9 protein-coding genes and 3 tRNA genes are annotated in these 12,244 nt (G+C 61.0%); all 12 read right to left on the reverse strand.

Annotated elements, in window-relative coordinates; translation table 11 throughout:
- Positions 1 to 10 precede the first annotated feature (10 nt).
- Positions 11 to 1,072, reverse strand: coding sequence for a zinc-binding dehydrogenase (locus ABJ363_17370; protein ID MEP4380760.1), 1,062 nt, complete (start codon positions 1,070 to 1,072; stop codon positions 11 to 13).
- A gap of 26 nt (positions 1,073 to 1,098) precedes the next feature.
- A tRNA-Val gene (locus tag ABJ363_17375) sits at positions 1,099 to 1,174 on the reverse strand.
- Between the two features lie 137 nt (positions 1,175 to 1,311).
- The gene (locus ABJ363_17380; protein MEP4380761.1) at positions 1,312 to 1,599 is read right to left on the reverse strand and encodes an HU family DNA-binding protein; all 288 of its coding nucleotides are present in this window, start codon (positions 1,597 to 1,599) and stop codon (positions 1,312 to 1,314) included.
- A gap of 160 nt (positions 1,600 to 1,759) precedes the next feature.
- On the reverse strand, positions 1,760 to 4,174 hold the full coding sequence (gene lon / locus ABJ363_17385; GenBank protein ID MEP4380762.1) for an endopeptidase La: 2,415 nt from the start codon (positions 4,172 to 4,174) through the stop codon (positions 1,760 to 1,762).
- Positions 4,175 to 4,429: 255 nt separating this feature from the next.
- On the reverse strand, positions 4,430 to 5,695 hold the full coding sequence (gene clpX, locus ABJ363_17390; protein ID MEP4380763.1) for an ATP-dependent Clp protease ATP-binding subunit ClpX: 1,266 nt from the start codon (positions 5,693 to 5,695) through the stop codon (positions 4,430 to 4,432).
- Positions 5,696 to 5,846: 151 nt separating this feature from the next.
- Complete coding sequence (gene clpP, locus ABJ363_17395) at positions 5,847 to 6,485, reverse strand: ATP-dependent Clp endopeptidase proteolytic subunit ClpP (GenBank protein ID MEP4380764.1); 639 nt, start codon at positions 6,483 to 6,485, stop codon at positions 5,847 to 5,849.
- A gap of 90 nt (positions 6,486 to 6,575) precedes the next feature.
- Complete coding sequence (gene tig, locus ABJ363_17400; protein MEP4380765.1) at positions 6,576 to 8,078, reverse strand: trigger factor; 1,503 nt, start codon at positions 8,076 to 8,078, stop codon at positions 6,576 to 6,578.
- Positions 8,079 to 8,188: 110 nt separating this feature from the next.
- Positions 8,189 to 8,275 (reverse strand) — tRNA-Leu (locus ABJ363_17405).
- A 126-nt stretch (positions 8,276 to 8,401) separates the two neighbouring features.
- Complete coding sequence (locus ABJ363_17410) at positions 8,402 to 9,949, reverse strand: NAD(P)H-hydrate dehydratase (protein MEP4380766.1); 1,548 nt, start codon at positions 9,947 to 9,949, stop codon at positions 8,402 to 8,404.
- A gap of 107 nt (positions 9,950 to 10,056) precedes the next feature.
- Positions 10,057 to 10,133, reverse strand: a tRNA-His gene (locus tag ABJ363_17415).
- Between the two features lie 59 nt (positions 10,134 to 10,192).
- On the reverse strand, positions 10,193 to 11,092 hold the full coding sequence (locus tag ABJ363_17420) for a LysR substrate-binding domain-containing protein (GenBank protein MEP4380767.1): 900 nt from the start codon (positions 11,090 to 11,092) through the stop codon (positions 10,193 to 10,195).
- A 278-nt stretch (positions 11,093 to 11,370) separates the two neighbouring features.
- The gene (locus ABJ363_17425) at positions 11,371 to 12,204 is read right to left on the reverse strand and encodes a discoidin domain-containing protein (GenBank protein MEP4380768.1); all 834 of its coding nucleotides are present in this window, start codon (positions 12,202 to 12,204) and stop codon (positions 11,371 to 11,373) included.
- Positions 12,205 to 12,244 lie beyond the last annotated feature (40 nt).

Below are 12,244 nucleotides of genomic sequence, written 5' to 3' on the forward strand. Positions count from 1 at the left end.
GCTTCAGTCCCTATTCACAGAGGTCTTTGTTGACCGTAATCCCGATCTTGCCGACCTGTTCGCCGCGATCAAGCTTGTGCAACGCCTCGGGGATGTCCTCCAGTGCATAGACACTGTCGAAATGAGGGGTGAAAAGCTTGCGTTCCGCGGCGTCAATCAAGGTCCGGAACTCCTCGAAGTTGCCGATTGTCACGCCGATGATCTGCAATTGGCGAATGAACACGCGCTGTAGATCGGCCTTGGGATTGGCACCCGACGTGGCGCCGCAAACAACGATGCGGCCGCCGCCCACTGCCGCGCGCATCGATGTATCCCAGGTTGCCGCGCCGACATTCTCGATGACCACATCCACGCCGCGTTTGCCCGTTGCCGCCCTTACCGCGTCGAGGACATCACGGTCGCGGTAGTTGACCATCACGTCGGCGCCATACTCGCGCGCCACGGCCAGTTTCTCGTCGGAGGACGACGTGACAATGACCCGCGCGTTGCGCATCTTGGAGAACTGCAGTGCCGCCAGTGACGCGCCGCCGCCCACGCCGTGGATCAATACCGTGTCTTTCTGCGTGACCTGCCCGGCCGTGGTCACCATGCGCCACGCGGTCAGATAGGCGGTCGGCAACACCGCGGCGTCGCGAAAGCTCAGATCATCGGAAATGGGAAAGGCACAGGATGCCGGGACAACCATGTAATCGGCGAATGTTCCGTCAAAATTCTCACCCGGCACAGCGCGTTGATACGACAACATCTGGTCGCCGCGACGGCTGAATTCATCATCGCCGAATTTAGCCGGGTAAATCACGACCCGTTCGCCGGGACGACGGTCTGTCACATAGTCCCCGACCGTCTCGATCACACCCGCGCCGTCAACACCCATGATCAGCGGCAATTCGTGGCGAAACCCGCTGCCGTCGAATGCCATGTAGAGATCGACACGGTTGATAGCCGCGGCCGCTATCCGAACCAGCACCTCTCCCGGTCCGGGCACCGGCCTTGGGCGCTCGCCGACGACAATCGACGTGAAGCCGTCATGCCCATCCAGATAGATGGCCCGCATATTGTCCGCCTTGGACATCGAAACTCTCCGGTCGGGGAAGGACGTGGTGGGCGGTGACGGGATCGAACCGCCGACCCTCTCGGTGTAAACGAGATGCTCTGCCAGCTGAGCTAACCGCCCGATGTCGGTGTTCTATCCCAAATGCCGTGCGGCGGGCCAGCCTCGGCTTTCGATCGGCCAGGAAAATCGGTCAAAAACGCATCGGGCCGACCGCAGAAACTACGATCGGCCCGCGCAAAACGCTAAAATTCTTCAGTCTAGTTCACAGCGTCCTTGAGAGCCTTGCCCGCCTTGAACTTGGGCTGCTTCGAGGCCGGAATCTGAATGGATGCGCCGGTCTGCGGATTGCGACCGGTCGTGGCCTTGCGCTGGGCAACGGAGAAAGTACCGAATCCCACGAGGCGGATTTCATTTCCGCCCTGAAGGGCATTTGTAATGTTGTCGAGCACACTGTCGACTGCCTTGCCGGCGTCGGCCTTGGAAAGACCTGATGATTCTGCAACGGATGCGACGAGATCGTTCTTGTTCACAGTTGACCCCCTTATGGGTTGGTTCAGTGGATCGATGTCTGGATCGGGAAGTCCCAATCCAATCAGTCCGGGGAGTCTAGGAGCCGGGATTCCGAGCCGTCAATCGAAACGGCCCGGAATTCCGGGGTTTTTTACGATTATCGTGTTGCGACTCGGCGTTACAGCCACGTCAACCCTAATGACGCACCACACCAGAGGTGCTGGAATCGTCATCTTTGCCCGTAACCGAGGCCGACTCGTGCGCCGATTCGTCCCACTCAATGGGCACCAAGGGCTGGCTCAACGCGTGTTCCAGGACTTCGTCGACGGTGGAAACCGGGAAGATATCCAGCCCTTTCTTGACGTTGTCCGGGATGTCCGCAAGATCCTTTTCGTTGTCCTGCGGAATGATCACGGTCTTTACACCGCCGCGCAACGCCGCGAGCAGCTTCTCCTTGAGACCGCCGATCGGCAGCACCCGGCCGCGCAGCGTGATCTCGCCGGTCATGGCGACATCCTTGCGGATCGGGTTCTGGGTCAGCACGGAGACCATTGACGTGATCATCGCCACGCCCGCGGACGGACCATCCTTGGGAACCGCGCCTTCGGGCACATGAATATGAATATCGCGGCGTTCGAACAGCGGCGGTTCAATACCGAACTCAGCCGCGCGCGCCCGAACATAGGCGTTGGCCGCCTGAACGGATTCCTGCATCACATCACCGAGTTTACCGGTGATGGTGATCTTGCCCTTGCCCGGCACCAGAAGCGCTTCCACCGTCAGCAATTCGCCGCCGACCTCGGTCCAGGCCAGGCCCGTGACCACGCCGACCAGATCATCGGCCTCGGTCTCGCCAAAGCGGAACTTGCGGACGCCGGCATACTTGTCGAGGTTCTTCACCGTTACCTTGACGGCATCGACATCTTTCTCGACGGCGATTTCCTTGACCGCCTTACGCGCCAGATTGGCGAGCTCGCGCTCGAGGCTGCGCACCCCGGCTTCCCGGGTGTAATAGCGGATGAGATCGCGCAACCCGCTGTCCGTGATCGACCATTCCTCGTCCTTGAGGCCGTTCTCGGATGTCTGCTTGGCGATCAGATGGCGCTTGGCAATCTCGACCTTCTCGTCCTCGGTGTAACCCGGGATCCGGATGACTTCCATCCGGTCCATCAGAGGGCCCGGCATGCGCATGGTGTTGGCCGTGCACACGAACATCACATCCGACAGGTCGTAATCCACTTCCAGATAATGGTCCTGGAAGGTGTGATTCTGTTCCGGGTCCAGCACTTCGAGCAGCGCCGAAGACGGGTCGCCACGCCAATCGGCACCCAGCTTGTCGATTTCATCGAGCAGGAAGAGCGGGTTCGAGGTCCCGGCCTTCTTCATGCCCTGGATGACCTTGCCGGGCATCGAGCCGATATAGGTGCGCCGGTGGCCGCGGACTTCCGCCTCGTCGCGAACGCCGCCCAGTGACATGCGTACGAACTTGCGCCCGGTCGCCCGCGCAACCGATTTGCCCAGCGAGGTCTTGCCCACGCCCGGCGGCCCCACCAGGCACAGGATCGGCCCCTTGATCTTCGACATGCGCTGCTGCACGGCGAGATATTCGAGGATGCGCTCCTTGACCTTGTCGAGGCCGTAATGGTCCTGGTCGAGGACGGCATGAGCCGCCGTGATGTCCTTTTTCACCCGTGAACGCTTCTTCCACGGAATCGCCAGAATCCAATCGAGATAGTTGCGCACAACGGTCGCCTCGGCCGACATCGGGCTCATGTTGCGGAGTTTCTTGAGCTCCTGACCGACCTTCTCTGCGGCTTCCTTGGTCAGGCGGGTTTTCTTGATCTTGTCCTCAAGCTCCTGGAGTTCGTCGCGGCCGTCTTCGGCCTCGCCAAGCTCCTTCTGGATCGCCTTGAGCTGCTCGTTCAGATAATACTCGCGCTGCGTCTTCTCCATCTGGCGCTTGACGCGGCTGCGAATGCGCTTCTCGACCTGCAGGACACCGATCTCGCCTTCCATGAAGCTGTAGATCTTCTCCAGCCGCTTCTGGATCGTGTCGGCTTCCAGCAGTTCCTGCTTTTCCGGAATCTTGAGGGACAGGTGCGACGCGATCGTATCGGCCAGCTTGCTCGGTTCCTCGATCTGGTTGATCGAGACGAGCACCTCCGGCGGCACCTTGCGGTTCAGCTTGATGTACTGTTCGAACTGGGTGACGACCGAGCGCCCCAGCGCCTCGGTCTCGCTGTCGTCTTCCGGAGCGTCGGCGTTCACTTCCGCGATCGCCTGGAAGAAATCCTCATTGTCGGTGAACTCGACGACCGAGGCGCGCGCGCTGCCTTCGACCAGCACCTTGACCGTGCCATCGGGAAGCTTGAGGAGCTGCAGGATCGTCCCCACGGTGCCGACCGTATAGAGGTCCTCCGGCGCCGGATCGTCCTCACCCGCATCCTTCTGGGTGACGAGAAGAATCTGCTTGTCGTCCTTCATCACATCTTCGAGCGCCCGCACCGATTTCTCGCGCCCGACAAACAGGGGAACGATCATGTGCGGAAACACCACGATGTCGCGCAACGGCAGGACGGGAAACAAGGCACCTTTGGAAATATCTGTCATGTCACATTCCGAATTCGCAATATCGGTTTTCAGATTAACCAAAAAACCTTGCGTATGGGTTTACGGATAAAGCTAGGGAACGCCGATTTGGCGAGTCGCGCCATGACCATCTACTTGGTTTAACGCGCCCCGACAATCAAGTGGCTGGAACAAGATGTGAACATCGTCGGAAATGTTCACGACGATGACGACCGGTGCATGGGGAACCGACGATCGGTGATGCAGAAAAACGGACCGGAGGCCATTCAGACCGGATCAGGCACTGGTGCCCAGATCCTCGCGCTTGTCCGCATAGATATGCAGCGGCGTCGCATTGCCCTCGACGACCTCGCCGTTGATCACGACTTCCTCGACACCGTCCATTCCCGGAAGTTCGAACATCGTGTCGAGCAGGATGTTCTCCATGATGGAGCGCAGGCCGCGCGCGCCGGTCTTGCGCGCGATCGCCTTCTTCGAAATCGCCCGCAGCGAATCCTCCGCGAAGGACAACTCGACCCCCTCCATCTCGAACAGACGCTGATACTGCTTGATCAGCGCGTTCTTCGGCTGGGTAAGAATCTGGATGAGCGCATCCTCATCGAGGTCGCCGAGCGTGGCCAGCACCGGCAGGCGCCCGACAAATTCCGGGATGAGCCCAAACTTCAGGAGATCTTCGGGCTCGACTTCGCTGAGAATTTCGCCCGTTTGACGGTCATCAAGGCTCTGCACGTCAGCACCGAAGCCGATCGCAGTATCCTTGCCACGGCTGGCAATAATCCGTTCCAGACCGGCGAACGCGCCGCCGACGATGAACAGGATGTTGGTTGTGTCGACCTGCAGGAATTCCTGCTGCGGATGCTTGCGCCCACCCTGCGGCGGTACCGAGGCAACCGTGCCCTCCATGATCTTCAGAAGAGCCTGCTGCACGCCCTCACCCGACACATCGCGCGTGATCGAGGGGTTGTCCGACTTGCGGCTGATCTTGTCGACCTCATCGATATAGACGATGCCACGCTGCGCGCGCTCGACGTTGTAGTCGGCCGACTGGAGCAGCTTCAGGATGATATTCTCGACATCCTCACCAACATAACCGGCTTCGGTGAGGGTCGTCGCGTCCGCCATGGTGAACGGCACATCGAGGATGCGCGCCAGCGTTTGCGCCAGCAGCGTCTTGCCGCAACCCGTCGGGCCGATCAGCAGAATATTCGATTTGGCGATCTCGACTTCATTGCCCTTGGGGCCGCCGCTGAGACGCTTGTAGTGGTTATGAACGGCCACCGAAAGCACGCGTTTGGCTCGGTCCTGGCCAATCACATAGTCATCGAGAACTTCGCAGATTTCTTTCGGGGTCGGCACGCCGTCGCGCGACTTCACGAGCGTCGATTTATGCTCTTCGCGGATGATGTCCATGCACAGTTCGACGCATTCATCGCAGATGAAGACCGTCGGACCCGCAATCAGCTTGCGGACTTCGTGCTGACTCTTTCCGCAGAAAGAGCAGTACAGAGTGTTCTTGGAATCGCCGTTACCGGACTTGCTCATACCAATCTTGTCCCGTGCTGGGGCGTGGTCTCCGACAGACATACCTGCCGAAGCGAATCACTGACAGACGCGATTGAACAATAGCTACCCGTCAGCGATCAATAATTAGTTAAACGAGCGGATCGACCACGTAACCGTTTTGGCGGTCGATCTAGTCGCTTTCTTCGTCTCCATCCGTGTCTGCACGGCTCGAAACCACTTCGTCAATCAGCCCGAATTCCTGAGCCTCATCCGCAGTGTAGAACCGATCACGTTCGAGCGCCTCGCCAATCTTTTCAACCGACTGGCCGGTATGCCCGGCATAAATTTCATTCAGCCGCTGACGAATTTTCAGGATCTCCTGGGCGTGGATCTCGATGTCCGTCGCCTGGCCCTGAAAGCCGCCGGAGGGCTGGTGCACCATGATTCGCGCGTTCGGCAGGGCGAACCGTTTGCCCTTCGCGCCGCCCGCGAGCAGCAGCGAACCCATCGACGCTGCCTGGCCGACACACAAGGTCGCCACATCCGGGCGGATGTACTGCATGGTGTCATAGATCGACAGGCCCGACGTCACGACGCCGCCCGGCGAGTTGATGTAGAAGCTGATATCCTTGTTGGGATTTTCCGCCTCCAGGAAGAGCAACTGCGCACAGATAACACTCGCGACCTCGTCGCCGACGGGTCCCGTCAGGAAAATGATACGTTCCTTGAGAAGCCGGGAATAGATGTCGTAGGCGCGTTCGCCGCGGTTCGTCTGCTCGACGACCATTGGCACAAGCGCGTTCATCCGCGGTGCTTCGAAATTCGCCATGATGTTGAGTTACTCCGTACTCGGGCCAGACTGGCGGTTACTACAAAATAGGTTTCGAACGAGTCTCCGCAAGAGGCGGCGGCGACAGAACTACTTTTCCGCCGTTGCCCCGTCGTCCTTCTTCTTGCTTTTCGGCGCGGCCTTTTTCCGGGCCGGCTTCTTGTCGTCGTCGCCCGCGGCCGCCTTCGCGGCAGGCTTCTTCTTGGCCGCCGGCTTCTTCTTCGCTGCCGGTTTTTTCTTGGCCGGTTTCTTTTCCTCGGCGGCGGCGGCTTCGGCTTCGGCCTCCGCGTTGAGTTGCTCAGGGGTCAGCTCGCGCTCGGTCACGTTCGCCATTTCGATGACGAAATCGACGACCTTGTCCTCAAAGATCGGCGCCTGCAGCGACGCGCTGGCCTGCGGGTTGTCCCGGTAGAACTCGATCACCTGCTGTTCCTGGCCCGGCATCTGACGCGCCTGCTCCATGATCGCGCGATTGACCTCTTCCTGGCTCACCGTGAGGCCGTTCTTCTCGCCGATGTGCGACAGCAACAGGCCCAGGCGCACGCGACGATCGGCGATCTCCTGATACTGGGTACGCAGTTCGTCGTCGGATTTGCCCTTGTCCTCTTCGTCGAGCTTGTCTTCTTCCTTCGCCTGCTCGATCTGAGTCCATATCTGGTTGAACTCATCTTCGGCCATTCGCGGCGGCACGGCGAAATCATGGGCGTCGGAGAGCTTGTCGAGGAGGTCGCGCTTGGTACGCTCGCGGGTCAGACGGCTGTATTCCTGACCCAGCTGGTCGCTGATCGCGTCCTTGAGGGCGGCCAGATTCTCGAGCCCCAGATTCTCGGCAAACGCGTCGTCAACCGTCACTTCGACGGCCGCATGGATCTCCTGCACGGTGCAATCGAAGACCGCGTCCTTGCCGGCCAGTTCATCGACATTATAGTCGGCCGGGAACGCGACCTTTACCTGAAGCGGCTTGCCGGGCTCAACGCCCACCAGCTGCTCTTCGAAACCGGGAATGAACTGGTTCGAACCGAGTTCCAGACGGATGCCCGTGCCCTTGCCGCCTTCGAACGGCTCATCGTCGATCTTGCCCTCGAAATCGATGATCACGACATCACCCTGCGCCGTCGGACGTGACTCTTCGATGGGCTTGGTCTCGCGGTTCTGCTGGGCAATCCGGTCGATCGCGTCGTTGATCTCGTCATCCGTCGGCGTGACCTTCACCCGGTCCAGTTCGAGTGACGCGAGGTCAACAGTCTCGATGTCCGGCAGTATCTCGACCGAGAGGTCATATTCCAGATCCTTGCCCTCATCGAAGGAGACGACCTCGATCTTGGGCTGGCCCGCCGGTCGCAGGCCGCGCTCGCTGAGGACTTCCTGGGACGATTCCTGCACGGCCGCCTCGAGCACTTCGCCCATCACCGACCCGCCATAGCGTTGCTTGAGGATCTTGAGCGGTGCCTTGCCCGGCCGGAACCCGGGGATACTGATATCGCGCCCCACCTCGGCCAGGCGTGCATCGACGCGCTGCTGAATATCATTCGCCACAATCGTGATCTTGAAATCACGCTGCAGACCTTCGGTATTTGTTTCGACGACTTCCATATCCAGGTCCGATTTCCTGCTTCTTGTGTTTCCGGTCCCGGCGACCTTCTAAAATCACCGGTTTGCGGCAAAGAACCGCTTCTCGATACGCATCAGCGCGCCTGTGCAGTTGGTGCGGGCGAAGGGACTTGAACCCCCACGACTTTTCAGTCACCAGGACCTAAACCTGGCGCGTCTACCAATTCCGCCACGCCCGCGCACGCGCTTGGTGAACTTCAGGCTCGCACGCCACGCGCTTTCGAGCCGTAAACCGCCCGAACGGCGGATGTCCTATACCATCGCACGAGCCGAGTAAACGCCAGAGCAGGGGTTAAGAAGAACGATCAGATTGTGGTGTCGGGCACCCCGTCCAACGGCCGTTCCAGCCCGAGGTCCGCGTAGAGGGTTTGCAGGACCTGCGGCAGGCAGGCAGCGATATCGTCTGCGATCAATCCGGGTCCAAACCTGGTTGCCGCCGCGCCGTGTAGCCAAACCCCAGCGCATGCTGCTGAAAATCCGGGCATTCCCTGGGCCAGGAGCCCCAAAATGAACCCGGCCAGCACGTCACCGCTCCCGGCGGTGGCAAGCGTGGGCGGCGCGTTGTTGTTGATGGCCGCCCTGCCATCGGGTGCGGCGATCACCGTATCGGCGCCCTTCAGAACCAGCACCGCCCCTGACAGCGCCGCCGCCGCACGTGCCCGGCCGAGCCTGCCGAACCCGCCTTCATCCAGATCTTCTCCGAAAATTCGGACAAACTCCCCTGAATGCGGGGTCATCACGGTTTCCTCTGCGCGGCCACGCACCCGGTCGAACAACCCATTGGGATCATCCGCAAAGGCCGAAATGCCATCTGCATCGATCACGCAACCGGCCGGGCCATGCAGCGCCGCCAGAACATGCGCACGGGTCTCCGGGGTCACACCATTGCCGGGGCCGACGAGGACGGCCCGCACACGCGGGTCCGACACGGCGGCCATGAAGGCCTCAGTGTCGGATGTCTCGCGCACCATGATGGAGGGGCGCCCGGCGCGATAAATCGCCACGGCTTCCCGCGGACTGGCGATGGACACCAGTCCCGCACCCGAACGCAATGCGCCGTAGGCCGCCAGCCGCGCCGCCCCCGTCAACGCCGCGCCGCCCGCGACGATCGCATGACCGCGACCGTATTTGTGCCCGTCGGGCACGGGCCGCGGAAATTCCGACGACCAGATCGCCGGCCCGTTGCACCACTGGTTCGGCGTAATATCGGCAAGCACGTCGTCCGGAATACCTATGTCGGCCACACGCACACGCCCGCACAGCCCGCGCCCGGGGTACAGCAGATGCCCGGGCTTGCGGCGGAAAAACGTCACTGTCAGATCGGCCTTCGGTGCGGCACCCAGGACCGCGCCACTATCGCCGTGTACCCCGCTGGGCACATCGATCGCCAGACAGGGCAATTCACGGTCGTTGATCGCATGGATAACGTCGCACACCACGCCTTCGACGGGCCGGGTCAACCCGGCGCCGAACAGCCCGTCGACCACCACATCGGCCGCATCGAGCAACCCCGGCGACAAGGCCTTCACCGCGCCGGACCAAGCCTCCGCGTTGGCCGCGGCGTCACCGGTCAGCGCCCCGACATCCCCGAGCAAAGCCAGCGTCACGTCGCGGCCGCGCGATGCCAGAAGCCGTGCGGCGACAAATCCGTCGCCACCGTTGTTGCCCGGCCCGCAGAGCACCAGCACGCGGCCCTGTGGCCAGTTCGCATCCAGCGCTTCTGTGATCGCCGCGCCGGCGCGCTCCATCAATTCGAGACTGGAAACGCCATGCGCCTCCGCCGCAGCATCCGCGCTGTACATCTGCGTGACGCTCAGCAACTCGGTCGCGCCATAGGTCCAGGAAGTCGTCATTGGTCGGGATACCCCTTGCGAACAGATGCAAATCTAGCAGCACCGGACGCAATCCGGTTGCGCCATGTCAGTCGCAGGAATCCGGCGGAGAATATGTTTGGGGAAAATGGGGTGGCTGATGGGATTTGAACCCACGGCCTCCTGGACCACAACCAGGCGCTCTAACCAACTGAGCTACAGCCACCACAAGCGGGCGTTTGTGTAATCGCCGGACCGGAGCGCGTCAAGCAGTCGCGTAAATACCTATGCCGCCTTCTTTTGCCGGCCGCGTGATTTTTTGCCCGTGGGAGCGGGTGTGGAGATCAATTCGGCCAGCGCATCGACGTTCGGGCTCCCGCTTCCGCGGCGCCAGAACAGCAGCGTGTCGGCGCTGTCCTGCCCTTTCGGCAGCGGGTGAATGCGCAAACGCTTTTTCTCGGGAAACGTATCGAGCACGCTCTTCGGCATGAGGGAAATGCCCATGCCGATCACCACACAGCCGAGGATCGCATGATAGGAGCCCATCTCCACCAGCCGCGCGGTCACCTCGCCGCGTCCCTCGACCCAGTCGAGCAAACGCTTGCGGTGGGGACAGCCCGGCTCAAACGCGACCAGTGACCAGCTGCCGTCGCGGTCCTCGGTGAACGGGTCCTGCTCCGCGCTCGAAACAATCACGAGCTCTTCGGTAAATGCATGCACCGCCTCGAAGGGCTCATCGGCAATCGGCTCCGCGGCAAACGCCACATCGATCTCCCCCGCCAGGATCGCCTTGGAGAGCATCTCCGGGTTGCCCGTCGAGAGCTCCAGGGTCACGTCGGGATACATATTGCAGAAACGCGAGAGCGGCTCGGGCAGCCGCACCGATGCCGTGCTTTCCATGGAGCCCACACGCAAAAGCCCGCGCGGGCGTGAATCCTGCACAGCATTGCGGGCCTCATCGGCGAGTTCAAGCAACCGGTCGGCATAGCCCACGAGTGTTCTCCCGACGGGTGCGAGATACAGCCCCCGCCCCTCCCGCACGAACAGTTCGACACCCAAATCGTCTTCGAGCTGGCGAATTCTCGTGGTCACGTTCGATTGCACACGGTGCAGCCGTTCGGCCGCCCGGGTGATGCCGCCTTCCTCGACGACAGCCTTGAATATGCGCAAGTCGGATAATTCCATATATCTTATTTTCTGATATTTTGAATCATAATTATTCATTATATCTGATGTTATTGCGCGCGGTAAAGCTCTATCGAAACCAACACAGGAGCCGAACATGCGCATCGAGGAATTTCACCAACAGCATCCCGATCCCCGCAATTTATCCAGCCGGGAATGGGACCGGCTCATCAAACACGGCGTGGCGCGCGGACGCGCCCTGCACGGCACTGCTATCCGTCAGGCGTTTCGCGGGCTTATTTCGGCGCCACGGGTCGTAGCGCGTTATCTGCTGGCAGCTATCTCGAATAGGCCGCGAATTCGACCAGCCCGACATTCCCGCCATTGCTCGCAATCACGTCGAGACGCAGGCGTTTCGCCTGAAGATCCACATCGAAGCGATAGGGCTTGCTGGCGTCGGGCAGCTTGAATGGTCCGGCTTTCTGACCGTTATCCGCGGTCACGATGAACTCGAAGATGCGGGCCGTGTTGTTGCTCATCGACCGGGTCCAGACCTCGATGGCCCCGACATCGCTGGGCTCCGCGAATTCGATTTCGATGAAACCCTTGTCGCCATCTCCGTCCGTCGACCATTCGGTCGCCCGGCTGCCGTCGATCGCGCTGTTGGCGCCCCAACTGGCATCGTTGGCCCCGCCGCCGAAATTACTCGAAACGGCGGTGACGCGCGCGCCCGCTTCGAGCAAGGCAAGGTTCGCCGCCGCGTTCGCATCGCGCTTGGGCGTGTGAAACGTCTGCACCGTGCTGACATACAGGGTGCCGTCGACCGCCGTCCCCTGGACCCGATAGAAATAAGTGGTGTCGGGTTTCAGCCCGGTGATCGCGGGATGGTGGTCCGTATGGGCGCCACCGTTCATATCCTGATCGACGGTGATCTGACCGAAGGCCGATGTCTCGCCATAGACCATCGAACAGGCTAGCGGCACGGAAGACACGAACCGCAGGATTCCATCGAGGCTGGTCAGATCCTCGATCCGCGGCGGGCCATCCGTGAACACTTCCTCGATCGGGCGCACCTTCAACCCGGCGGCGGAGACTGTGTCGGCTGCGGCGGGCGTAACGGAGAGAAACGAAACCGCGATGGCTAAGGCGGCGAGTTTGCGGAGCGGAGTCATGGTCACCTCGTGGCGTGGACGGCGACCTGCATATTAGATA

This window comes from Alphaproteobacteria bacterium (assembly GCA_039980135.1).
Taxonomy (GTDB): Bacteria; Pseudomonadota; Alphaproteobacteria; order UBA6615; family UBA6615; genus UBA8079.